Annotated in this window: 20 protein-coding genes; 11 read left to right on the forward strand and 9 right to left on the reverse strand. The window is 63.1% G+C overall.

Annotated features, from left to right (window positions below; translation table 11 throughout):
* Positions 1-49: 49 nt before the first annotated feature.
* From AC2S2E_RS10590 to AC2S2E_RS10630, 9 genes are read left to right on the forward strand one after another with little or no spacing between them, the layout of a single operon-like run.
* Positions 50-328 carry an STAS domain-containing protein gene (locus tag AC2S2E_RS10590; RefSeq protein WP_486522297.1) on the forward strand — a complete coding sequence of 93 codons (279 nt, stop codon included), beginning with the start codon at positions 50-52 and terminating at the stop codon, positions 326-328.
* Positions 325-693, forward strand: coding sequence for a response regulator (locus AC2S2E_RS10595; RefSeq protein WP_476104939.1), 369 nt, complete (start codon positions 325-327; stop codon positions 691-693). The genes AC2S2E_RS10590 and AC2S2E_RS10595 overlap by 4 nt, the downstream gene beginning before the upstream one ends.
* The gene (locus AC2S2E_RS10600; protein ID WP_486522298.1) at positions 690-2672 is read left to right on the forward strand and encodes a chemotaxis protein CheA; all 1983 of its coding nucleotides are present in this window, start codon (positions 690-692) and stop codon (positions 2670-2672) included. The genes AC2S2E_RS10595 and AC2S2E_RS10600 overlap by 4 nt, the downstream gene beginning before the upstream one ends.
* The gene (locus tag AC2S2E_RS10605) at positions 2669-3160 is read left to right on the forward strand and encodes a chemotaxis protein CheW (protein WP_476104936.1); all 492 of its coding nucleotides are present in this window, start codon (positions 2669-2671) and stop codon (positions 3158-3160) included. Before AC2S2E_RS10600 ends, AC2S2E_RS10605 begins: the two co-directional genes overlap by 4 nt.
* 47 nt (positions 3161-3207) lie before the next feature.
* Positions 3208-4896 (forward strand): methyl-accepting chemotaxis protein, encoded by a 1689-nt coding sequence (locus AC2S2E_RS10610; RefSeq protein WP_486522299.1) that lies wholly within the window; start codon positions 3208-3210, stop codon positions 4894-4896.
* The gene (locus tag AC2S2E_RS10615) at positions 4893-5378 is read left to right on the forward strand and encodes a chemotaxis protein CheW (protein ID WP_476104932.1); all 486 of its coding nucleotides are present in this window, start codon (positions 4893-4895) and stop codon (positions 5376-5378) included. Before AC2S2E_RS10610 ends, AC2S2E_RS10615 begins: the two co-directional genes overlap by 4 nt.
* Before the next feature lie 5 nt (positions 5379-5383).
* Positions 5384-6241 (forward strand): CheR family methyltransferase, encoded by an 858-nt coding sequence (locus AC2S2E_RS10620; protein ID WP_486522300.1) that lies wholly within the window; start codon positions 5384-5386, stop codon positions 6239-6241.
* Positions 6242-6246: 5 nt separating this feature from the next.
* Entirely contained in the window at positions 6247-7317 is a 1071-nt protein-coding gene (locus AC2S2E_RS10625) for a protein-glutamate methylesterase/protein-glutamine glutaminase (RefSeq protein WP_476104930.1), read from the forward strand.
* Positions 7318-7327: 10 nt separating this feature from the next.
* Positions 7328-9094: a chemotaxis protein gene (locus tag AC2S2E_RS10630; RefSeq protein ID WP_486522301.1), complete on the forward strand. Its 1767-nt coding sequence runs from the start codon at positions 7328-7330 to the stop codon at positions 9092-9094.
* On the opposite strand, the gene AC2S2E_RS10635 is transcribed toward AC2S2E_RS10630, so the two are convergent.
* Genes AC2S2E_RS10635 through AC2S2E_RS10645 form a run of 3 tightly spaced genes read right to left on the reverse strand, consistent with a single transcriptional unit; the run spans position 9091 to position 14831 of the window.
* Complete coding sequence (locus tag AC2S2E_RS10635; protein WP_486522302.1) at positions 9091-10488, reverse strand: efflux transporter outer membrane subunit; 1398 nt, start codon at positions 10486-10488, stop codon at positions 9091-9093. The genes AC2S2E_RS10630 and AC2S2E_RS10635 overlap by 4 nt on opposite strands.
* A complete protein-coding gene (locus AC2S2E_RS10640) occupies positions 10481-11647 on the reverse strand; it encodes an efflux RND transporter periplasmic adaptor subunit (RefSeq protein WP_486522303.1) in 1167 nt (388 codons plus the stop codon). The genes AC2S2E_RS10635 and AC2S2E_RS10640 overlap by 8 nt, the downstream gene beginning before the upstream one ends.
* The gene (locus tag AC2S2E_RS10645; protein ID WP_486522304.1) at positions 11640-14831 is read right to left on the reverse strand and encodes an efflux RND transporter permease subunit; all 3192 of its coding nucleotides are present in this window, start codon (positions 14829-14831) and stop codon (positions 11640-11642) included. Before AC2S2E_RS10645 ends, AC2S2E_RS10640 begins: the two co-directional genes overlap by 8 nt.
* Positions 14832-15181: 350 nt before the next feature.
* On the opposite strand from AC2S2E_RS10645, the gene AC2S2E_RS10650 reads away from it, so the two are divergent.
* Entirely contained in the window at positions 15182-15343 is a 162-nt protein-coding gene (locus tag AC2S2E_RS10650) for a hypothetical protein (protein ID WP_486522305.1), read from the forward strand.
* Between the two features lie 50 nt (positions 15344-15393).
* Here the strand turns inward: AC2S2E_RS10650 and AC2S2E_RS10655 are convergent, their stop codons facing one another.
* From AC2S2E_RS10655 to AC2S2E_RS10665, 3 genes are all read right to left on the reverse strand, one after another.
* Positions 15394-16743 carry a sensor histidine kinase gene (locus tag AC2S2E_RS10655; protein WP_486522307.1) on the reverse strand — a complete coding sequence of 450 codons (1350 nt, stop codon included), beginning with the start codon at positions 16741-16743 and terminating at the stop codon, positions 15394-15396.
* Positions 16744-16766: 23 nt separating this feature from the next.
* The gene (locus tag AC2S2E_RS10660; RefSeq protein ID WP_486522308.1) at positions 16767-17459 is read right to left on the reverse strand and encodes a response regulator transcription factor; all 693 of its coding nucleotides are present in this window, start codon (positions 17457-17459) and stop codon (positions 16767-16769) included.
* Positions 17460-17527: 68 nt separating this feature from the next.
* Complete coding sequence (locus AC2S2E_RS10665; RefSeq protein ID WP_486522309.1) at positions 17528-18523, reverse strand: YeiH family protein; 996 nt, start codon at positions 18521-18523, stop codon at positions 17528-17530.
* 75 nt (positions 18524-18598) lie between these two features.
* On the opposite strand from AC2S2E_RS10665, the gene AC2S2E_RS10670 reads away from it, so the two are divergent.
* On the forward strand, positions 18599-19477 hold the full coding sequence (locus AC2S2E_RS10670) for a LysR substrate-binding domain-containing protein (protein WP_486522311.1): 879 nt from the start codon (positions 18599-18601) through the stop codon (positions 19475-19477).
* On the opposite strand, the gene AC2S2E_RS10675 is transcribed toward AC2S2E_RS10670, so the two are convergent.
* From AC2S2E_RS10675 to AC2S2E_RS10685, 3 genes are read right to left on the reverse strand one after another with little or no spacing between them, the layout of a single operon-like run.
* Positions 19460-22627 carry an error-prone DNA polymerase gene (locus tag AC2S2E_RS10675; protein ID WP_486522312.1) on the reverse strand — a complete coding sequence of 1056 codons (3168 nt, stop codon included), beginning with the start codon at positions 22625-22627 and terminating at the stop codon, positions 19460-19462. The genes AC2S2E_RS10670 and AC2S2E_RS10675 overlap by 18 nt on opposite strands.
* A complete protein-coding gene (locus AC2S2E_RS10680; protein WP_486524582.1) occupies positions 22624-24081 on the reverse strand; it encodes a Y-family DNA polymerase in 1458 nt (485 codons plus the stop codon). The genes AC2S2E_RS10675 and AC2S2E_RS10680 overlap by 4 nt, the downstream gene beginning before the upstream one ends.
* Positions 24082-24094: 13 nt before the next feature.
* The gene (locus AC2S2E_RS10685; protein ID WP_486522314.1) at positions 24095-24889 is read right to left on the reverse strand and encodes an ImuA family protein; all 795 of its coding nucleotides are present in this window, start codon (positions 24887-24889) and stop codon (positions 24095-24097) included.
* Positions 24890-24985 lie beyond the last annotated feature (96 nt).

The following is a 24985-nucleotide window of genomic DNA, read 5'->3' on the forward strand; positions in this document are numbered from 1 at the left end:
GACGGGGTTAGGCTTGATTATGGCAACATTGGTACGACTGGCACCGCAGGTGACGCTGCAAACGGTTTCGGCAGCCTATGAGGCGCTGTGCGAGGCATTCGCGGCCGGACAGGATGTCGACCTTGATGTCGACCAACTGGAGGAGGGCGATCTGGGCGTGGTTCAATTGATTTTGGCCGCCCGCGCCGAAGCCGACCGCAACCATCGCCATTTCCGCCTGACGGCTTCGGCCAACCCGGTGCTGATCTCCTTGCTCAACCGGTCGGGTCTCTATCCTCAGACACCCGCCGATGTCGATTTCTGGTTCCATGGAGTAATCCCTGCATGAGCGCGACCATCCTTACCGTTGATGATTCCTCCAGCCTGCGCATGGCCGTGCGGATCGCGCTGACCGGCGCGGGCTATACCGTGACGGAGGCCAATGATGGCATGGAAGGCCTGACCAAGGCCGGAGCCCAGCGGTTCGACATGATTATCACCGACCTCAACATGCCGCGCATGGACGGGCTGACGATGATCCGCGAAATCCGAAAGTCGGGCAAGCAGACCGGCGTTCCTATCATCTTTCTGACCACGGAAAGCGATGACGGGATCAAGGGACAGGCCAAGGCCGCCGGCGCGACCGGATGGCTGGTCAAACCGTTCAACGCCGACCAATTGGTCAAGATCGCCCGAAAGGTGCTGGGCCGATGAGCGAAGACGATCCAGTCGCCGCCTTTAGGGTCGAGGCCGCGGACCTGCTCGATCAGGTGGAGCGCGCCTTGCTCGATCTGGCCGGGGATTCGACCAGCAGCGCGCTGGTCGATGAAGTGTTTCGCGGCCTGCACACTCTGAAAGGCTCGGGCGCGATGTTCGGGTTTGAGGCGCTGGCCCGTTTCACCCACCATTGCGAAACCGCCTTTGACCGCGTTCGCAAGGGCAAGGCCGAAGCCTCGCAGGCGCTGATCGGCGTGGTTCTGTCGGCCCGCGATCACATGCAGGCGCTGATCGATGTCGGCACGCAGGGCGATCCGATGCTGGAAACGGCGGGCGATGCGATTCTGGCCGCGCTGGAAAAGGCGGTGGCCGATGGCGAAGGCGTCGCCATCCCCCGCCGCATCGAGGAAGCCGAGCGCAAGGGCTGGCACATTTCCTTCAAGCTGCCCCCCGGTTCGATGGCCAATGGCACCAATCCTTTGCCTTTGCTGGATGAATTGCGCGGGCTGGGCGATTGCCGGATCACGCCGCGGCTGGATGAATTGCCGCCCTTGGCCAGCATGGTTCCCACCGAATGCTATATCTATTGGGACATCGTGGTCGAAGGCGACGTGACGTGTGAGGACATCGAGGATGTCTTCATCTTTGTCATCGACGACATGGATATGGCGATCACGCCGCTGGTCGATGAACCCGAACCGGAGGTCACCGAAAAGGAAGTCCCGGTGGCCACCGTCGTCACCGCGCCCCAACCGACAGCCAGCAAGGCCGCCCCGGCGGCGCAGGAAAGCGTACGCGTTGCCGCCGAAAGGCTGGACGAATTGATGAACCGCGTGGGCGAGCTGGTCATCGCGCAAAGCCGTCTGGCTCAGCTGGCGGGCATGTCGGGGCCGGTCAATGAATTGACCCTGCGCGCGGTGTCGGAGGATATCGAGCGCCTGTCCGCCGAATTGCGCGACACCACCATGGCCATGCGCATGATGCCGGTGGGCAATCTGTTCAGCCGTTTCCGCCGTCTGGTCCACGATCTGGCGCGGGAAACCGGCAAGACCATCGAACTGGTCACCGAAGGCGAAGCGACCGAGGTGGACAAGACCGTGATCGAGCGTCTGGCCGATCCGATGATCCACTTGATCCGCAATTCTTGCGATCACGGTCTGGAAATGGCCGACGAACGCGTCGCTTCGGGCAAGCCTACGACCGGTCGCCTGACCCTGTCGGCGCGACAGGCGGGGGGCGAGGTGTTGATCGCCATCACCGACGACGGGCGCGGCATCAACCGCGAACGCGTGCGCGCCAAGGCCGAATCGCAGGGCTTGATCCAGCCCGGCGCGCTGCTGGGCGATGCCGAATTGTTCCAGATGATCTTTCACCCCGGATTTTCGACGGCGGCGGCGATCACCAACCTGTCCGGGCGCGGCGTTGGCATGGATGTGGTCAAGCGCAGCATTGAATCCTTGCGCGGCACGATCGACATTTCCAGCCAGGACGGTCGCGGCACGACGATGACGCTGCACCTGCCGCTGACGCTGGCGATCATCGAATGTATGCTCGTGCGGGTGGGCGAAGGGCGTTATGCAATCCCGCTGTCCGTGGTCGAGGAATGTATCGAACTGCCCGCCAGCGAGGTGGCCTCGACGGCCAAGCGCAACTTCCTCGACGTGCGTGGCGAACTGGTGCCCTATGTCCGGCTGCGCGACAGTTTCGGCACCGATTATCCCGCCGACTTGTTCCAGAAAGTCGTCATTGTCGGACAGGGGCGCGGCCGCGTCGGTCTGGTCGTCGATCAGATCATCGGCAACACCCAGACCGTCATCAAATCGCTCTCGCGCTTTCATGCGGGGCAAGGCTGTTTTTCGGGCGCCACCATCCTTGGCGATGGCAGCGTGGCGCTGATCCTTGATGTGTCGACGCTGATTGTCGGTGCGCAAAAGAACCAGCGCCTGCTGGCCGAACGGGCGGGGGAAGTGGCATGAACATGATGAATGGCGTTCCTGTTCCCGAACGGGTGCTGACCTTTGCGCTGGATGGCGAAATGTTTGCCATTGATGCGCAGGCCGTGCGCGAAATCCTTGAGGTTCCGCCCATTACGCGGGTGCCGGGCGCGCCTTCCTTTGCCAATGCGTTGATCAATGTGCGCGGGGCGATTGTGCCGATGGCCGATCTGGCCGTGGCCTTTGGCATGGCCAAAATCGACCATGGCGAGGACACGCGCGTTATCGTCATCGAGGCCGATGTCGAAGGCGAACCCACCACGATTGGCGTGGTTGCGGACAAGGTGCTGGACGTGGCCGCCATGGAGGGCGTTCCCATCGAGGAAGCGCCGCCCGTCGGCATGCGTTGGCGGGCCGATTTCATCCGCGCGATTGCCCGGCCCAACGGCCAATTCGTCATCCTGCCCGATCTCGAACTGATCTTTGCCGAAAGCCTGGCCCAGTCCGCACGGCAACATAACATCAACTGATCGCCGCCCCCGATTGTTCAGAGACCGAAACTCCAGAGGATTGCCTTATGAAACTGACCCTTAGGACGAAATTGGCGGCGGCCTTTTCTGCCGTCCTGCTGCTTTCCACGGTGCTGGGCATCGTGGGTATTTTCAACATGAGCAAGATCAACGATCAGGCAGTCGAGATCAACACCAACTGGATGCCCAGCATCGATTTGATCCACACGATCGACACCGGGACGTCGGATCTGCGCGTCAATGAATTGACCCATGTGGCCAACACCGATCAGGCCAAGATGGCCGAGGTTGAAAAGGACACCGATCGTTTGCTCAAGGCGATTGCCGACACGCGCGCAAAATATGCGGCGCTGATTTCATCGCCGGAGGAAAAGGCGGTTTATGACCGCTTTTCCCAGAAATATGAGCAGTTTCTGGTGATCCATAATGAGATCATCCAGCATTCGCGCAAGAATGAGAATGATGATGCGCACCGCAAAATCTTCTCGTCCAAGCCGCTGTATGATGACTTTTCGACTGACCTGAAAACGCTGGTCAAGATCAACGTCGATGGCGGCGCGGCCACGGCCAAGATGGCGGCGGAAACCTATACCAATGCGCGGCTGATGTTCCTTTCCATCATGGTTCTGGCCATTCTGGTCGGGGTTGGCGCGGCGGTCGTCGTCATCCGCAGCGTGATGAAGCAATTGGGCGGTGAACCCGATTATGCCCGCGATGTGATCAGCAAGATTGCCGAAGGCGACCTGACCGTGCGCGTGGAAACCAAGGATGGTGATACGACCAGCCTACTGGCCAGTGCGCGCGACATGGTGAACAAGTTGGCGCAGGTGATCGGCAATGTGTCGAGCGCGGCGGACAATGTCGCATCGGGTTCGCAGCAAATGTCGGCAGGCGCCGAAACCCTGTCGCAAGGCGCCACTGAACAGGCCGCCAGCACCGAGGAAGCATCCAGTTCGATCGAGGAAATGGCCGGCAACATCAAGCAGAACGCCGACAATTCCGCCCAGACCGAAAAGATCGCCCGCCAATCGGCCAAGGACGCCGAAGTCAGCGGCGCCGCCGTCAGCAAGGCCGTCGTGGCCATGCAGACCATCGCGTCAAAGATCAGCATTGTTCAGGAAATCGCCCGTCAAACCGACCTGCTGGCGCTGAACGCCGCGGTCGAGGCGGCGCGGGCGGGTGAACATGGGCGCGGCTTTGCCGTGGTGGCCTCCGAAGTGCGCAAACTGGCCGAACGTAGCCAGGTGGCGGCCAGCGAAATCAGCACCCTGTCGACCGACACCGTCAAGGCGGCCACCGAAGCGGGCGAGATGCTGACCAAACTGGTGCCCGACATTCGCCGCACCGCCGAACTGGTGGCGGAAATCAGCGCGGCGTGCCGCGAACAGGACATCGGTTCGGCCCAGATCAACACCGCGATCCAGCAATTGGACAAGGTGACGCAGCAAAACGCCGGTTCGTCCGAGGAAATTTCCGCGACCGCCGAGGAACTTGCCTCGCAGGCCGAGGAATTGCAGGCCAGCGTCGCTTTCTTCCGCACCGACAACAAATCGCATGCCGCGCCGGTCAAGAAGGCCGCCAAGCCCGTCCGCAAGGCGCCGGTCGCACGCCCCACATTCCGCGCCCCGCGCGTGAATACTGTGGCCCATCAACAGGACCGCGTGCGCGGCTTTGCCCTCGATCTGGATCAGGGTGGACCTGACGCCGACGACCTCGATTTCGAGCGCGTGGCATGAGCGGGGACGGCGCCGTGCAGGCGGTCACTTTCAGCATCGGGGCTGAAATCTTCGCCGTTCCGGTCGAGCAGGTGCGCGAGATCCTGGATTATCAGGAATCGTTCCACCTGCCCGGCGCGCCCGAACATTTCCTTGGGTTGATCGACGTACGCGGGTTGGGCGTGCCCACCATCGACCTGCGGCTGCGCCTTGGCCTGCCGCGGGCCGAACCCACGCCTTTGACGCGCATTCTCATCCTTGAGGTGCCGCGTGAAGGGGAAACGATCGTGTTGGGTCTGGTCATCGACCGGGCGCTGGTGGTCAATGCCTATCCGCGCGACACCATCGAAAAGGCACCCGATATCGGCGTGCGCTGGCGTTCCGATTACATCACCGGGGTCATTCGTCAGGATGGCGGCTTTGTCGTGCTGATCGACATTGCCAAGGTTTTGACCAGTCAGGATGCGGCCATGATCGGCCAATCGACCGAAAGGGCGGCATAAACATTATGTCCGGCAAGGCTCTCGCTCTGGATACAGGTACTGGGTCCATCGGTGACCGGCAATTCCGGCAGATCGCGGCCTATATTCAGGCCCAAACCGGGATCAAGATGCCGGCGACCAAGGCCCAAATGATCGAGGGTCGCCTGATCCGGCGCGTGCGCGAGGGCGGCTTTTCCAGCATCAATGAATATTGCGAACACATCCTGTCGGGCTATGCCACGGATGAGGCGGTCGATGATTTCATCAACGCCATCACCACCAACAAGACCGACTTTTTCCGCGAACCGGGCCATTTCGATTACATGGCGCAAAAAATCCTGCCCGAAATGCAGGCCGAAGGGCGGCGGCGGATCCGGTGCTGGAGTTCGGCCGCCTCGACCGGGATGGAGGCCTATACGATGGCCATGATGCTGGCCGATTTTGTCGGCACGCGTAAGGATATGGAATATTTCATCCTGGCCACCGACATTGACACCAATGTTTTGGCCGAGGCGCGGCGGGGGATTTATCCGGTGACCGCACTTGCGCCCGTGCCGTCGCGTTTGCGCGCGCGCTATGTCGCCGCCGCCCGCGATCCGCGCCGCGGCGAAGCCCGCATCATTCCCGAATTGCGGCGCAAGGTGGGCTTTGCCCGGTTGAACCTGATGGATGAGAAATATCCGGTTGGCGAACCGATGGACATTATCTTTTGCCGCAACGTGTTGATCTATTTCGAGCGTGATACGCAATACAAGGTCATCTCGCGCCTTTGCGACAATCTGCGCCCCGGAGGCCATTTGATCCTTGGCCATTCGGAATCGATCCATGGCTTTGATCTGCCGCTCACCACCGTGGCCAACACGGTGTTCAGGAAAAAGGGGTAAGGCCGATGCCCAAGATCCGTGTCTTGATCGTCGATGATTCGGCCAGCGTGCGCCAGATGATGACAAAGATCCTGTCCGCCGATCCCCAGATTGAGGTGATCGCGGCGGCCAGCGACCCTTTTGCCGCGGCGCGCTATATCAAGGATGAATTGCCCGATGTGGTGACGCTGGACGTGGAAATGCCGCGCATGGACGGCATCACATTCCTGCGCAAATTGATGAGCCAGTGTCCGGTGCCGGTGGTCATGTGTTCATCGCTGACCGAGGACGGTTCCGAAACCTTGCTGCAGGCGCTGGAGGCGGGCGCTGTGGACATCATCCTCAAGCCGCAGGCCGGGGTGGCCGACTTCCTTGCCGAACAGCATCAGCGCATCCGCGATGTGGTCAAAGGCGCCGCCCGCGCCCGCGTTTCGGCGCGCAACGAACGCACGATGATCAAGCCCCAGCAAAAGCTGACCGCCGACGCGGTTCTGCCGCCGCCGGGCACGCGGGCGATGAGCCGGACCACCGAACAGATCGTGTGCATCGGTGCCTCCACCGGCGGGACCGAGGCGTTGCGTGAAGTGTTGGAAGCTCTGCCCGCGAACTCGCCCGGCATTGTCATTGTCCAGCATATGCCGGAACATTTTACGCGATCCTTTGCCCAACGTCTCAATGACTTGTGCGAGGTTGATGTCAAAGAGGCCGAAGATGGCGACACCGTCATGCGCGGCCACGTGCTGATCGCGCCGGGCGGGCGCCATACGCTGCTGACCCGGCAAGGCGCGCGATACACGGTTAGCGTGCGCGAAGGGCCGCTGGTGTCGCGCCACCGGCCTTCGGTCGATGTCTTGTTCCGTTCGGCGGCGCAATCGGCGGGCAGCAATGCCGTCGGCGTGATCCTGACCGGGATGGGCGATGATGGGGCGCAGGGCATGCTGGAAATGAAGCAGGCCGGCGCGCGCACCATTGCCCAGGACGAAGCCACCAGCATCGTCTTTGGCATGCCCAAGGAAGCCATCGCTCGCGGTGCGGTCGACCGGGTCGTACCGCTGGGCAATGTGGCGCGTGAACTGCTCCACGCGGCCTCGAAATAAGGGAAACTTGATGAAACATACCAGCTTCCCCGTTTTCGACGCCACCAGCCCAGGCATCGGCCAGACCGCCGATGCACAGGCGGGCATGGCCGATATTGTCACCAGCCTCGATTCCCGCTTTATCCCGGCGGGCGAAACGCTGGCGCGGCTGGTCGAAGCGATGGGGGCGGTATTATCCGGCCTTGATGTGATGGGCCGCGTTCTGGGCGATGGATCGGGCGGGGATAGCGAGGCGGCCGAGGCATTGCTGTCGGCCGCGCGCCAATTGCGCGAGGCGCCCGAACGCCAAAGCGAAAGGGCGCGTCAGGTGACGTCTCTGGCCGCTGTTATGCAGAAATTGGGCACATTGTCGGCGGAAATTGCGCGTATTCTGACGGTGCTGGAATTCTATACGGTCAATTTGAAGATCGCGGCGGCGGGCGCTGATGAATTTGTCGAATTTGCCAATGACATGGCGGTCAAACTGAAATCAGGCAGCCGCGAAGTCGAAGCCTTCAACAATCAGATCAAGGTCATGCAATCCAGCCTGGCCGATATGCGCCGGGTGGATGACGTGCTGGCCCGCGAATGCGCGCGCGTGATCCCCCAAGTGCCCAACCGTCTGGTGGATGAGGTGCAGCAATTGCGGTCGCGTCAGGCGTGGCTGTCGCAAGTGGCGGGCAACACCCGCGCCATCATCATGCGGCTGCAAGGTCGGGTGGGCACGGCTCTGGCCGCGATGCAGGTGGGCGATATTACGCGGCAAAGGCTCGAACACGTGCTGGATGGCTGCCGCGCGCTGGAAAGCCTGCTGGCCGATCCGGCGGCGGTTGATCCGGACGGGACGCGGGGCCATATGCTGCGCCTCTATGGCGATCAATTGGGTGATCTGACCCGCGACTTTATCGACCAGACCGGCGATCTGCTTGATGCCTTGGGCGCGCTGGGGCCGGATTGCGCGCAATTGCTGGGCAATGGCCGCCGTGACGACACGATGCACCAAAGCAATGACTTCCTCCACGACCTGAGCAATTGCATCGCCGATGCCCATGGCATGACCGGCCAGTTGCAGCGCGCCAATGAAAAGGCCACCGAAATTGCCGAAGTCGTGGTGCAGGTTGTCCACGCCCTGCGCCAACGGGTACAGGCGATCGAAAGCCTGCGCTTTGACGTCGATTACATGGCGATCAACGTGAACATTCGCGCCCGCCGCGATGCCCAGATCGGGCGCCCGGTGGCGGTGATCGCCGATGAAATCCGTATCTGTTCCCAGCAACTGGCCGAATTGATCCTTGGCATCGGACATGTGGCCGACGATCTGGGGGTGCAAAGTCAGGCATTCGAAAATGGCCATAGCATGACCGGCCAACCGGGCGTCGACACGATGCTGGGCAATGCGTTGCAGATCATCCGGCAAGGCGCGAGCGAGAGCGAGCAGGCCATGGCCGATGTCGACAAACGCGCCCAGGGCATTGCCAGCATGATTGATGCGGCGTCCGATGAACTGTCCATTTGCGGCACGTTGTCGGAAAGCCTGCGCGCGATGACCGACAGTTTTGCCGTTCTGGCCGGACGCGATGAGGTCGATGTCGCGGCGCAAAAGCCCCATCCGGTCGAAGGGTTGATGGGCGATATGGCCCGCAAATATACGATGAGCAGCGAACGGCGCGTGCATGATCGCCATCTGTTGCCCGGCATGGCGCCACTGATGGGCATCTCTGTGGTCCATGCCGGGCTGGGCGCCACCAATCCGCCGCCGGATGATGATGACGCCCTGTTCGATGACGCGTTGTTCTAAGCTGCTGGCCCTCCCAGCGCCCGGACGAGGGCGATGCTGACCTGCACGCGCTGCGTTGCGACTTGCGCGGCGCGGCGGCGGGCGGCCAGTTCGGCGGTTTCAGCCGTCACCACGTCCAGCAAGGTGTTGGCGCCCTTGATGTAGAGTTCATAGGACAGTTTGGAGGCTTGCCCTGCTGCGGCGGCGGCCCGGTTTTGCGCGGCGCCTTCCTGTTGCAATTGGTCCATGGATGTCAGGCTGTCCTCAACCTCGCGCATGGACTGCAATACGTTGCCGCGATAATTGGCGCTGGCCGCGTCCCAATCGGCCCGCGCGGCTTCGATCCGCGCCTTGATCCGCCCCCCGTCAAAGATCGGCAGGCTGAATTGCGGCCCCACGGCCCAGAAGGCATTGGGCGCGGAAATCAGGCTGGACACTGCCATGCTTTGAAACCCGCCATTGCCGCCCAGCGAGATTTGCGGAAACCGCGCCGCGCGGGCAACGCCAATGGCGCGATTGGCGGCATACATGCGCCTTTCCGCTGCCGCGATGTCCGGCCGCCGCTGCAACAGCGTGGCGGGCAGGGTGGCGGGCACGGACAGAATGCCGAGAGATCCATTTACAGGCGCAAATTGGGCTTCACCCGCCGGAATGCCCGCCAATGTGGCAACGGCATGGGCCAAAACGGCGCGCTGGGCGCGGACCTGCGCCAGTTGTGCCTGCGCATCGGCCAATTGCGCGTCGGCGCGGCCCACGTCGATGCCATTGGCAATGCCGCCGTCATAGCGGTGATGCGTCACATCATCGGCCCTCTGATAGGCCGCCACCGCATCGGACAGGATCGCGATTTCCAGATCCGCCCCGCGCATGGCCGCCCATGTGCTGGCCAGATCGGCCTGTAGCGCAAGGCGCAGCGCAGCCGCGTCATCGGCGCTGGCCAGAGCATTGGCTTTCGCCGCACGGACGGAATCGCGCACCCGGCCCCACAGGTCCAGTTCATAGCTGACCGTGGCGCCGACCGTATCGGAACCATAATAATCGGGCTGTGTTCCGCCGCGCAAAGGGCGGTCATCCGATTGCCGGTTGCGTGTCAACGTGCCTGATGATTCCACATCGGGCATCTGCGCCGCCTTGCTCTGGCGCAGCGCGGCCATGGCAAGCCGGTGCTTGGCAAGGATCGCGGCAAGGCTGGGATTGTCCTTGTCCAGCCGTTCCTCCAACGCATCGAGCGCCGGATCGTTCAGGCCATGCCACCATGCCTTGTCCACCTGCGGCGCGGCGGGCTGGGCCTCGCCCCACACTTTGTCGGCATCGGCGAACGTGGCGGGCAGGGGCGCCTGGGGCGGGCGATAGGCGGGTGCCTGACTACAGGCCGCCGCCAGAAGGGGTAAAAACCCGATCCAGCGCTTAGCCATTCGCGCCCCCTGCAACATGGACCTTTTGACCGTCCAGCAGCGAGTCCGGCGGGCTGTCGATGACCTTCTCGCCCGGTTTCAGGCCGGATGAGATGTCGACCGAATTGCCCTGATCCTGCGCGATGGTGACGTTGGCGAAATGGACCTTGCCCGATGCATCGACGGTGGCCACCTTGGTCCCGCCGCCGCGCAGGATCAGCGCGCTGGCCGGAAGGTTCAGCCGTCCGGCGGGCACCGGCACATCAAAGTGCACTTGCGCAAAGCCGCCGGGGCGCAGCGCGTCGTCGGCATTGTCCATCACCAATTGCACCTGAAGCGAGCCGGTCTGCGGATTGATCGCGCCCGATTGATCGACCAGCCGGGCCGTGAAATTGCGCCCCGGCCATGCAGGCGCGGTCAAACGCGCCGTCAGGCCCGAACGCATCAGCGGGGCATATTGCTGGGGTACGCTGACATAGACGCGCAGGCGGTGGCCGTCGGCCATGGCGAACATCGGGTTGGGATTGGTCGATCCCGGCCCGACCAGATCGCCAATGTCGGCGTTACGTAAAGTAACCGTCCCGGCAAAGGGCGCGCGGATCGTGGCATAGGCCTTCATCGCCAGAAGCCGTCCCAGATTGGCCTGCGCCTCGTTCACGGCGGCGACGTGGGTGGCGGCATTGGCGTTTTTTTCATCGGTCTCCTGCTGGGAAACCGAATGGCTTTTGAGCAGGTCGGTCCAGCGCGCCGCCGTGGTGCGGGCCAACGTCGCCTCGGCCTTGACGCGGACAAGGGTGGCGCGGGCCTGAATGATCTGCTGGTCCAATTCGGGCGTGTCGATGGCGCCAAGGGGCGCGCCTGCGGCAACCTTTGCGCCAATATCGGCGTACCATGCGCGGACATATCCGGGGACGCGGGCGAACAGGCGGGCCGATGTCCATGCCTCGATCGTGCCGGGCTGGACCAGTTCGTCGCTGGTGCCGGTGGGCTTGGGCGTGATCAGGCGCACGGTGGGGGTGCTCTGGTCATCGGCCCATGCGCGCGCTTCGTTGTTTTCATGCGCGCGCGACCAGGTGCCGGCGAGCACCACGGCGATGGCTATTGCCCCTGCCGCGATGCCCGCCGACCGCAGGCCCCGAGGGGGGGGAGGGGTGGCCTGCGTAAAGGAAGTATCAGTCATTTTCGGAAAGCTCCTTCTGATCGCCGCGATGGATCAGGCTGAACACCACAGGCACGAAAACCAGCGTGGCCATGGTGGCAAAGATAAGTCCGCCGATAACGGCACGGCCCAGCGGGGCGTTCTGTTCACCGCCTTCGCCCATGCCCAGCGCCATCGGACCCATGCCGATGATCATGGCCAAAGCCGTCATCAGAACCGGGCGGAAACGGGTGGATCCGGCCTCCAACGCGGCCTGAAGCGCATTGCCGCAGGCCGCCAGCCTTTCGCGGGCGAAACTGACCACCAGCACAGAGTTGGCGGTCGCCACGCCCATGCACAGGATGGCCCCGGTCAGTGCGGGCACCGACAGCGTGGTGCCCGTGGCGAACAATATCCATGCGATCCCCGCCAATGCCGCAGGCAGAGCCGAGACGATGGCGGCCGGATCGGCCCAGCTTTGGAAATTCACCACGATCAGCAGGTAGATCAGCACGATGGCCCCCGCCAAACCGGCAATCAGGCCGACAAAGGCGGTGTTCATCGTTTCCACCTGACCGCGCAAGGCAACCTGTGCGCCCTTGGGCAGGTCGCCCTTGGTGGCGTCGAGGATCTTCTGGATGTCGGCCGAAACCGCGCCCAGATCGCGCCCTTGCGTGGCGGCATAGATGTCAAAGGCGGGGCGCACCGCATAATGGGTGATCACCGCCGGGCTGGGGCCGCGCTTTAACGTGCCCAGAGCGGACAGCGTCTGGAACGCGCCGGTGCTGCCGCTGATGGGGGTATTTTGCAGGGCGGCGATGCTGTCGGTGTGCCACAGCGGGGCCTGGACCACGATTGGGTAGGACACGCCGTTCTTGGGGTTGAGCCAGAAGGTGGGCGCCACCTGACTGGACCCCGACAGGCCAACGGACAGCGAGCGCGTCACGTCATTTTCGGTAATGCCCAGACGGTCCGCCTGTGCGCGGTCGATGTTGACGCCGATCTGGGGATAGTTGGACGCCTGTTGCAGGCGAACGTCCACCACGCCGCCAATGCGCGCCATTTTTGCCGCGACCATATGGGCATAGGCTTCATTGGCGGCGGCATCGGGGCCGGTGACCATCACGTCGATCGGGGCGGGCGCGCCAAAGTTCAGGATCTGGCTGACGATATCCACCGGCAGGAACGAGAAGACCGTGCCCGGAAACGCCTTGGGAAGATCGGCGCGCAGTTGGCGGACATAATCGTCGGTTGCGCCATGGTCTTCCTTCAGCGAGATCAGGATGTCGCCGTCCTGTGGGCCGATGCCGCCGGTGTTCGAATAGGCGCGGTTGATGCCCGATACCGGCGGGCCGATGTTGTCGGTCATGCTGGCGATTTCGCCCTTGGGCAATTGTGAGCGGACGCGGTCTTCGATCCGGTCGAACATGGCGGCGGTTTCTTCGATACGCGTGCCAACCGGCGCGCGGACGTGAATGCCGATCTGGCCCGTATCGACCGCCGGAAAGAAGTTGCGGCCAAGGAAGGGCACCAGCACCAGCGAAAGCGCGACGATGACCGCAAAGCCGACGATCACCTGTTTACGCCGGTTGAGCGCCAGAGAAAGCGCGCCGACATACCAGCTGCGGATCTTTTCAAAGCGCACCTCGAAACCATGCTGGAACCGGCGCAGCGGGTTGTGCGTGCCGGGATGGCCGACGGCGGCGTCATGTTCGCGCATTTGTTCGCCGATATGTTCGGGGGCATGGGCGCGCAGCAGATAGTTGCCCATGGTGGGCACCAAAGTACGGCTGAGGATGAACGAGGCGATCATTGCAAAGACGACGGATTTCGCCATCGGGGCAAAGAGGAAGCCTGCCACACCGGGCAGGAAGAACATCGGCACAAAGGCGATGCAGATGCACAGCAGGCTGACGAGAGCAGGCTGAACAATCTGTTGCGCGCCATCGAGGATGGCCTCCTGCACGCCTTTACCCTGTTCAAGGTGCCAGTTGATGTTTTCGATGGTGACGGTCGCGTCATCCACCAGAATGCCGACCGCCAGCGACAGGCCGCCCAGCGTCATGATGTTGAGCGTTTCGCCGGTCATCGCCAAACCCATCACCGCGGCCAGAACCGCCAGCGGGATCGAGGTTGCGATGATCACCGTCGAGCGCCACGAACCAAGGAAGAGCAGGATCATCAGGCTGGTCAGCACGGCGGCAATCACGCCTTCGCGGATCACGCCCGAAACCGCGCCTTTGACAAAGACCGACTGGTCGGAAAGGAAGGAAATGTGCAGGTCGGAGGGCAGGGTGAGCTGTAATTGCGGCACGATCTTTTTGACGCCATCGACAATCGCCACGGTCGAGGCCGACCCAGCCTTGAGGATGGTCATCAGCACTGCGCGGGTGCCATTGACGCGCACGATATTCTGTTGCGGGGGCGATCCGTCGTGAACGTGGGCCACATCGCCAATCGTGATCGTCGTGCCGCCCACCGTGCGGATGGGCAGCTTGTTGAGATCATCGATCGCGCTGGGGCTGTTGTTCAGATGGACGGTATATTCAAACGTGCCGATGCGCGCGGTGCCCGGGGGCACGATCTGGTTTTGCGCGGCAAGCGCGGTGCCGACATCGGTGGCCGACAGGTGGTGGGCCTGAAGCGCGGCGGGATCGATGTCGATCTGGATCTGGCGTTCGCGCCCGCCATAGGGGGTGGGGACGGCGGCGCCTTCGACCTGGGCCAGGCCGGGGCGGATGGCGTTGATGCCAAAGTCGAACGTCTTTTGTTCGCCCAGCGTCGGCGATGACAGCGCCAATTGCAGGATCGGCACGGTCGAGGCGTTATAATTCATCACCAGCGGCGGCGTCATGCCCGGCGGCATCTGTTTCAGCACGGTTTGCGAAATCGCGGTCACCTGTGCGGTGGCGGTGCGAATGTCGACGCCGGGGTGAAAGAAGATTTTGACCACGCCCATGCCGGCATAGGACTGGCTTTCGACGTGATCGATGTCGTTGACGGTGGTCGATAGCTGGCGTTCGTAATAGTAAACGACGCGCCCGGCCATGTCTTCGGGGGGCAGGCCCTTATAGGACCACACCGCCGCGATGACGGGCATTTTGATGTCCGGGAAAATGTCGGTGGGGGAACGAAGCCAGGCGATGGAACCGCCAAGCACGATGAGGATGGCCATCACCACAAAGGTATATGGCTTGCCTAGTGCGATTTTGACGAGTTGAAGCATGAAGACCCGATCTTGGCGACGCGATGGGGGGGGATGCGCCGGTTGCAGGTCTGCGTTTCGTACCCTTGGGGCGGGGTTTCAAATGAATTGGATTTTAGGTTGCTGCATTGCGGCAATCGGGGTCAATCTAGCATGCGGTTTTTGCAATTGCGATGGATTAGATTGTCGCTTGCGCAATGATGCTCACCGGGCGTATGGGCGACAATGCCCGACGGAATCGGTCCTTTTTTAATGGTAAAGGGTGTCGCCGGGACAGGTTCAAGCGTTGATGCCCTGCATTGTGCAGATTTCCATCTGGACCGGCGTTTTGAGGCAATTTGCCTCGCCATAGAAAGAGTCAGCTATTCGCCATGGAATGGGTTCCCGTATTTTTGATCACCCTCAAGGTCGTTGTTTTTGGGACGGGAATGTTCTTCTCGATCAAATGGCATTACGATCAGGACAAGAAAAAGAAGCAGGAAGCCGCCATAGCGCAGGAGCGCGCAGAAGCGGGTGCCGAGGTTCAGGACTGACTGAATTCTGAGCGAGGCGTTTCTTTTACGGCATGCCTCGCTTCGCGGCTTTACGCGGCGTCGTTGCGCCATTCCGGGGCGCGTATGCGCACAACCAATCCCGGTCCGGCATCGCCCAGTTCCAATCCGAACCCGTGCAGATGCACAATCGCCGCAACCAGATTGAGGCCAAGCCCCGATCCCGGCGTTTGCCTGCTGGCTGCGCCGCGATAGAAACGGCGCAGCACAGCGTCGCGTTCCGACCGCGCAATGCCCGGCCCATTATCGGCCAGTTCTATGATCAATTCCTGTGCCCGCCTGATCAGGTTCAGGCGGATACGCCCCCCTTGCGGCGCGAACTTGATCGCATTGTCCAGCAGGTTGCCCACCGCCTCGACCAGCAGCGCTTCATCGCCCATGATCTGATGGCCGTAACTGCCGCTGATGGCGATTTCGATCCCGCGCTCCTCGGCCAGCGGTTCATAGAGTTCGGCCGCCGTGGTCATCAGCATCATCGGGTCAAGCGGGCCGAAACCGGCGCGGCGATTGGCCGCTTCCAATTCGGCAATGCGCAACAGGGCGTCGAAACGGCCCAGCACCGCGTCAATATCCTCTACCGCCTGATCCACGCCTTCGGGGCGCGGGTCCATCATGGCCAAACGCATGCGAAGCCGCGCCAACGGGCTGCGCAGATCATGGGCAATGGCATCGGTCGCACCTTTGACCTGTTCCATCAGGCGCTCAATCTCCTCGACCATGCCGTTCATCGTGTCGGCCACCAGATCGAGTTCATCGCCGCGCGGCGAAACCAGAATGCGGTGTGAAAACTCGCCCGCCGAAATGCGTTTGGCATCGGTGCGCAATTGGGCAATCCGGCGGATCGGGCCAAGGCTGAGCGCGATGGCGGCGATGGAGGCGGACAGGATCACGATGGCCCCCGCCGTCAGCGATAGGTCCAGAATGCGGGTGCGAAATTCAACCGCCGGGGTAATGTCGCGCGCCACGATCAGACTTTGCCCATCGGGCAGGCGCGTGGTCATGGACAACAGTGGTCCGGGGGCCAGCGTCCCGGCGGGCCACTCCTTCATCGCCTCGGTCGGGGGTGGGTCATTCCATTTCAGGTTTCCTGCGATTTCATGCCCTTGCGCATCGATCAGGGCAAAATAGTTGAGACCCGAAATGCTGGTGGCAATGGCGGCCTTTACCTCATCTGCGCGCAGGTTGGTGGGGGCATGGCCCAACCTTGCGGTTTCCGATGCGATGATGCGGTCGGATCGGTTGATCAACTCGCCCTTGGTCAGAAAATAGGTCAGGCCCAACAGCGCGACCACCGCCAGCAAGAACACTGCGCCCAGCATCAGCATCAGCCGGAACGCCGATGTCCGGCGCAATTCACCCCATGGCAGATCGGGGCGCGGCATACGAGGGGGCTTGATGGGCAAGTTCAGTCCGCCACCAGCCGATAGCCTTCGCCCTTCACCGTTTCGATGATGGTGTTTTGGCTCTTGCCAGATTGGTTGGGCCGTTCCAGCTTGCGGCGTAATTTGCCGATGTGGACATTGATCAGATTGTCCGCCGGATCAAAGAAATAGCCCCAGACCTGTTCAAAGATCATCTGGCGGCTCAAAATCTGGCCGGGATGGCGGGCAAGGAATTCAAGCAGGCGAAATTCCTTATGCAGCAAGGCGACCGGTTCGCCGCCCAACCAGACCTTGCGCTTGATGAGATCCATTTCCAGTTGGCCGACCACAAGGCGCCCTTCGGCGGGATAATCCCGTCCGCGCCGCAACAGCACCTCGACGCGCATGGCGACTTCGTCCGGCGCAAAGGGTTTGACCATATAATCATCGCCGCCCGCCCGCAGGCCCGCAATGCGTTGATCCACATCGCCCAGCGAGGAAATCATCAGCACCGGCGTCATCACCTGTTCGGCGCGCAACCGCGCCACCAGCGCCAGCCCGTCCATATCGGGCAGCATCCGGTCCAGCGTGATCGCGTCAAAGCGGGTCGTCTTTGTATGGGCCAGCGCCTCGCGTCCGGTTGTGGCATGCAGGACATGATGACCTTGCGCGCGCAGGCAATCGGTAATCACCTGTGCCACTTCGGCATCATCTTCCACCACCATTATCTGGTTCATCGTCTTTCACTAAGGCCTTGGCGCGGGGCGGGGCAAGTGAAATGAAATTCATGCCGCCAGTTTGACGATCATGCCAGTTTGACGATCAAGATGGCCACGCCAAACAGCACGCCAAGGCACAGGATCGCGCTGGCGCTGACCCGCAGGCCAGAACGTGCGACAAGGGTCAGATCGACGCTGAGCCCCAGTCCCGCCATGGCCAGAACCGTGAGCAGCAGGCTGGCCCGATGGGCCGCATCCGACAGGGCGGGGGGGATAACCCCCACCGAATGCGCCATGGCCAGAGCCAGAAAGATCAGGATGAAGGCCGGAAAGAGCCGCCCCCGCGCCGCGCCGTTTCCGCGATGGGCCAGCGACAGGACCGTCACCACCGGCCCCAGCATCAGTACCCGCACCAGTTTCACCAGCGCGCCCACCTGTACCGCAACGGCCCCCATCGGATGGGCCGCGGCCAGAACCTGCGGCACGGCATAGACGGTCAGCCCCGCCAGCATTCCGCCCCGCACCGCGTCCAGATGCAAAGCCCCCGCCATAACCGGCACCAGCAACACCACCACAATGCCCAGCACCGCCGTAAAGCCGATCGAGGCGGCCACATCATCGCCATCGGCCTCGATCGCGGGGGCCACGGCGGCGATGGCCGAATTGCCGCAGATTGCATTGCCGCAGGCCACCAACAGCGCCATCCGCCCGCTCAGCCCCAGCCAGCGGCCAAGGGCATAGCCCAGCGCAATGGTCATCGCGATCAGGCCGACAATCGAACCCACCAGCGTCCATCCCATGCCTGCCAATGCGCCAAGGCTGATCGTGGCGCCCATCAGCGCGACGGCCCATTCCATCACCGGCTTGGCGGCAAAGGCGATGCCGGTGGCGCATGTTTGCGGCGCGGGCCGGATCGTGCGGCACAGCGCGCCAAGGATGATGGCCACCACCAAGGCATCCAGCCACACCCGGCCCAGCAGCGCCTGTTGCACCCATTCCACCCCAAAGGCGGCAAGGGCAATGGCGCCAACCAGCGTCAGGCCGGGCAGCAGGTGGGCAGGGATGTTGGGACGGTTCACCATGGGATGCTTTTGCGCGTTTGCTATTCAATGATCCAATCAATTGAATATGTATATTTGATAGGCTATTTCTATGGAATGACCCTTGAACAGCTCCGCATCTTTGTCGAAGTCGCGCAAAGCCTGAACATGACCCGCGCGGCGCAGGCGCTGAACCTGACCCAGCCGTCGGTCAGCGCGGCGATTGCGGTGCTGGAGGGGCGGCACGGGTTGCGCCTGTTCGACAGGGTGGGGCGGTCCATCGAATTGTCCGAAGCGGGGAGAGCGTTCCTGCCCGAGGCACGCGGCGTTCTGGCGCGGGCAAGAGAGGCGGCGCAGGCGCTGGACGATCTGGCCGGATTGCGGCGCGGCCATCTGCGCATCGCGGCCAGCCAGACGGTGGCGACCTATTGGCTGCCCGCGCGCATGGCCCGTTTTGCGCAGCGCCATCCGGGGATCACACTGGCCCTGACGCTGGGCAATACGCAGGAGGGGGCGCAGGCGGTGCTGGCGGGCGATGCCGATCTGGCCTTTGTCGAGGGCGAGGCGCAGGGCGATTTGTTGCGCGTGACATCGGTGGGAGAAGATCGCCTTGGCCTCTATGCGCGGCCCGGCCATCCTCTGGCGGGGCGGGCGCTGGACCGGGATGCTTTGCGCGGCGCGGTCTGGGTGTTGCGAGAGGAGGGTTCGGGCACGCGGGCGCATCTGGGCATGGCTTTGGCGCAGGCGGGGCTGGATTGGGAGGATCTGGACGTGCGGCTGGAATTGCCCGCCAATGGCGCAGTGCTGGAGGCGCTGGATGGCGGCGATCTGATCACGGCGGTGTCGGAATTTGCGGCTGCTTCGCGCGTGGCGGCGGGGCGGATCGTGCATCTCGACTGGCCCTTTGCCGCCCGCCAGTTCTCGATGTTGACCCACCGCGCCCGGCGTTTGAGCGCGGCGAGCGAGGCTTTTATCACATCAATGGAAATCGCGTGATTTGGGCATGATGCGGACATTGCGTGGATGGGTTCTGGTGGGGGCGGGGCCATCTGTCTGCGTATCGGTCAAGGTGCCCAGCATGGCCGTCCGGTCGATCACGCGATCGATCATGACATGGACGACATTCTCCTTGCTGCGCTGAACCACGCCTTCGAGCAACATCAGGCGCGAAGCCATCACCGCGGCGCGCTGTTTTTCCATGTCGCGGGTCCACAGCAAGCCATTGGCGATGCCGGTTTCATCCTCGATGGTGATAAAGACTGCATTGCCCTTGCCCGGACGTTGCCGGGTCAGCACCACGCCGGCCACGCGGATCTTGCTGCCATCCTTTACGTTTTGCAGGACAGAACAGGGCTTTACCCCCTCCTGCGTCAAAGCCTCTCGCAAAAAGCGCATCGGGTGGCCTTTGAGCGAATAGCGCAAGGTCTGGTAATCGGCGATGACTTCCTCGGCCGTGGGCATGGCGGGCAAGGGCGCATCGGTTTCGCGCCCCAATTCAGGCGCATCGGCATGGGCGAAAAGCGGCAATTGCGCGGGCGGTTTGCGGCGCACTTCCCACAGAGCCTCACGCCGGGAATGGCCCAGCGATCCCAGCGCATCGGCATCGGCCAGTTTGCGCAAGGCCGCAGGAGGCAAAGCCGCGCGATGGGCCAGATCCTCGACCGAGGCATAGGGCGCGCCGTTGCGTTCACGCGCCATCGCATCGCCCCATTCGCGCCGAAATCCGTCCAGCCGTGAAAAGCCCAGCCGCAAAACCTGTCCTCCATCCTCCAGCGTGCAATCCCATGCGCTGTGGTTCACATCGACGCGGCGCACCACCACGCCATGTTCCTGCGCGTCACGGATCAGCTGCGCGGGGGCGTAAAACCCCATCGGCTGGCTGTTGAGCAGCGCGCAGGTGAAGGCCGCCGGATGCCGACATTTCAGCCATGAGGACACATAGGCCAGCCACGCAAAGGCCTGCGCATGGCTTTCGGGGAAACCATATTCGCCAAAGCCTTTGACCTGTTCAAAGCATCTTTCGGCAAAGTCGGGATCATAGCCATTGTCGATCATGCCGGCGATGAACTTGCGTCTGTGGTTTTCCTCGATCTGGCCATTGCGGCGGAACGCGGCCATATCGCGGCGCAGACGGTCGGCGTCGACCACACTATAGCCGGCACCGACCATCGCCAGTTTCATCGCCTGTTCCTGAAACAGCGGCACGCCCAGTGTGCGTTTGAGCAAATCGCGCAGGGCGGGGCTGGGATAGACCACCTTCTCCTCGCCATTGCGGCGGCGCAGATAGGGGTGAACCATGCCCCCTTGAATCGGGCCGGGGCGGACAATGGCCACCTGAATTACCAGATCATAGAGTTTGCTGGGCCGCATCCGGGGCAGCATCGCCATCTGCGCCCGGCTTTCGACCTGAAACGTGCCGATACTGTCGCCCCTTTGCAGCATGCGATAGGTGGCCGGATCCTCCAGCGGGACATTGCTGAGCCGATAATCGCCCAGCCGGTGCTGGCGAAGCAGGTCGAAGCTCTTGCGGATACAGGTCAACATGCCCAGCGCCAGCACATCGACCTTCATCAGGCCCAATTCGTCAATATCGTCCTTGTCCCATTCGATGAAGGTCCGGTCGGGCATGGCGGCATTGTGGATCGGCACCATTTCATCCAACCGCCCATGGGTCAGCACAAAACCGCCCACATGCTGCGACAAATGGCGCGGAAAACACAGCAATTGATCGACCAGATTTTTCATGCGCGCAATCACCGGATTGGCCGGATCAAAGCCCGCCTGTGTCACCCGCGCATCGGGCACATCGCCGCCCCAACTGCCCCATATGGTCGAGGACAGGCGCGCGGTCACATCCTCGCTCATGCCCAATGCCTTGCCCACTTCGCGGATCGTGCTGCGCGGGCGGTAATGGATGACGGTGGCGGCAATCCCGGCGCGGTCGCGGCCATAGCGGGCATAGATATATTGCATGACCTCTTTGCGCCGTTCATGTTCGAAATCGACGTCAATGTCGGGCGGTTCGTTGCGCGCCTCGGACAGGAAACGGGAAAAGAGCAGCTTTTCACGCACCGGATCGATCGGCGTGATGCCCAGAAAATAGCACACCAGCGAATTGGCCGCGCTGCCGCGCCCCTGACACAGGATGGGGGGATCAAGGCTGCGCGCGTGACGCACGATGTCATGCACGGTCAGGAAATAGGGCGCATATTTGCAAGAGCGGATGAGGCGGAATTCCTCGTTCAGCACGGCCCAATAGTCCGGCGTCAGACCATCGGGGAAATAGGCGCGGCTGCCCTCCAGCACGAGATGTTCCAGCCACCTTTGCGCGTCCCACCCATCGGGCACGGGTTCATGGGGATATTCATAGTGCAATTCGTCCAGCGTAAAGGTGATGCGGTTCAGCACATCGATGCTGGCCGCGATGGCTTCGGGACAGGCCCGGAACAGGCGGGCCATTTCGGCGGGGCTTTTCAAATAGCGCTCTGCATTGATGGCAAGGCGGCGCCCGGCGGTGTGGATCGTTGCGCCCTCGCGGATACAGGTGAGGATGTCGTGCAGCGGGCGCGCATCGGGCGTATCGTAAAGCGCATCATTGCTGGCCAGAATTGGCGCGCCGGCGGCCGCCGACAGGGCCTGAACCTGCGCCAGACGCCGCGCATCGGCCCCGCTGCGCAACATATGCGCGGCGATCCAGACCGCATCGGGCCGCGCCTCGCGCAATTGTTCGACCACCGCGCGGTCCTGTCCCGTCGCGATCAGCAGCAGATCATCGGCATGATCGAGCAGATCAGGCAGGCGCAGGATGCAATCGCCCTTTTCCGCCCGCCGATTGCCCAGCGTCAGCAAGCGCGTCAGCCGCCCCCAGCCATGCCGCGTGGTCGGATAGGCGACAATATCGGGCGTATCATCGGCAAAAACCAGCCGCGCACCCACCACCAGTTTCAGCCCGCTTTCCTCGCGGCCCAACTCCTTCCACGCCTTATGCGCGCGCACCACGCCCGCCACGCTGTTGCGGTCGGCAATGCCCATGCCGACCATGCCCAACCTGACCGCCCGCACCACCATGTCGGCGGGGTGCGATGCCCCGCGCAGAAAGCTGTAATTACTGGCCGCGATCATTTCGGCAAATGCGGGGGCATTCATGCGAAAAGCCCGTGCATATACCATTTCGGATCGGGCTTTTCTTCATACAACCCGTGGCGAAAGATCCAGTAACGCCGCCCGCGCACATCCTCGACCCGGTAATAATCGCGGGTCAATCCGCCCATGCCGGGGATCTCGCCTTCCTTGCGCCGCCACCATGGCGCGGCGATGCGTTCGGGGCCTTCATACAGGCGGATCTCATACATTTTACGTTGCCAGCGGAAACGGTGCGGGGGACCATCGGGCACTTCGGCAATGACCTCGACCGGCTGGGGCGGATCGAACAGGAACAGGGGGCGCAGGGGCGGCTCTCCGGGCGGCGGGGCGGGCCATCGGCGGGGAGTGGGCAGATTCATCGCGGGGAGGGCCAGTTGCGCCTGTTCGGGCATATGGCTGTCCTGCGGCACCAGACGGCGCAGCGCCTGCGGCCCCAGACGCGTGCTTAACCGGTCGATCAATTCGGCCAGCGCGGCATCCTGTTGTTCCGCGCCGTCCAACTCGGGCTGGCTGGCGGCCAAAGGCTGGGCCAGAGGGATGAACAGCGTGATCCGGTCATAGCCAAAGCCGGGATCAAGCGGATCGGCCAGCGCCGCGATCCGTTCATCAAACAGCCGCAGCACCAGCGCCGGATCACGCGTGGGCTGGCCGGTTTCGATCATCAACCGATGCCGCGCCCCATCGCTGCGAAACAGGGTGAGGGCAAAGCGTCGCCCGCCCAGATCGCGTTCCCCCATCGCGGCGGCGGCCTGATGCAACAGGTCGAGGAAACAGGCCGCTACGGTCGATTGCAAGGCAATGGGTTCGGGAAAACGCCGTTCAAAACGCAGCGGGCGCGGGCGGGTGATCGGCGCGATCGGCGCCTGCTCCTCGCCCAGCAGGCGGCGCAGGGCGGTGACCGCATCGGCCCCGAAACGCGCGGCAATGCTGGCCATCGACCGCCCCGCCACATCGCCCACGCATTTCAGCCCCGCCCGCGTCAGCGCCAGCGTGCCTTCCCCGTCCAGCCCCAGCGCGACAATGGGCAGGGCACGGATGGCGGCGTCCTCATCCCTGACCGGCCCATTCCTGACCGGGCATGCGCCATAATGCGCCAATGCCTGCGCCGCCTCGGGCGTGGGGGCGGCGGCGATGCGGATGTCCATGCCAATCTGGGCCATCGCGTCTTCGATTTGCGCGGCCAATCCGGCCTCTCCGCCGAACAGATGATCGACGCCCGTGCTTTCCAGCACCAGCCCATCGGGGCGCGCCACCATCACATGGGGCGACCATACATCGCACCGCCGCGCCAGACGCATCAGCCAGTGGGCATCGGCATCCTCGTCCATATCGGCCACGATCAGTTCGGGCAGCACCGCCCGCGCATCGGCCAGCGTCATGCCCACGCTCATGCCCCGATCCCGCGCCGCGCGATTGACCGCGCCCAGCCTGATGCCCCCGCGCACCTTGGCCACCATGGCCAAAGGCGCATCAGGCGGCGTGCTGTCGCCCTGTTCTATCCGGAACCTGTCGGTGGACAGGCGCGGAAACCACAGCGCCAGATAGCGCTTCACGGAATTGGCATTGCTCACGGTCCCACTCCAGCCGCCATTCAAGGCCCGACGGCCCCGAACGTTGGCGCAACAAAGTCACATCAAAGGTGGCGCGCCCCGGCGCCTGACCCGGCCCGGCCTGGGCCAGTCCCTGCGAAGGGGCGGCGCAAATCTGCCACCGGGTGCGGGCGGCGCTGGGCGCGGGGGCGGCGTCCACGCGCAGCACGAAAAGCGGCACGCCCGATTGTTCGGCCGCCAGCGCAAAGCGGCGCGTGGCGGTCAGATCGAGTTCGCGCATCGCCCCCCAGCATTCCATCACCACCGCGCCCAGCGCCCCGCAGCGCAGCCCATCAACCGCCGCCCGCATCAACCCGACCGTATCGCCCACAACCCCCATCAGCCCGCCATCATGCGCCCCGCTTAAATCCGCCCAACCGGCCCCCTGAAACACGCCCACCGCCCCGACACAGCGCCGTGAACGCAACCACAGCATCGGGCGCGGCGTACCATTTGCACCATCGCTTATCCCGCCCCCACTCATCCCAGTTGCCGCGGCCAGAGTGAAACCGGCGGCGGCGGCGGCATCGCCCACCTCTCCGGCATAGATTTCATGCATCGATCCATAGGCCAGACCGCCGCCCAGCGCGGCATCCATGGCGTCAATACCGCAACTCCACCGGCGGATCGGCGGCGCATCGCTGTAAAGCGGGGAAGGGGCGTTTATGATTCTCATATGTTCTTATTATGTTCTATTTGGCGCAGTAATCAAGCCCGACCTTTCCCCATCCCAAACCCCGGATTTGTCACAGGTTGACCGCCAAAGCGTTGC

It is taken from the genome of Novosphingobium sp. 550D, assembly GCF_057401885.1.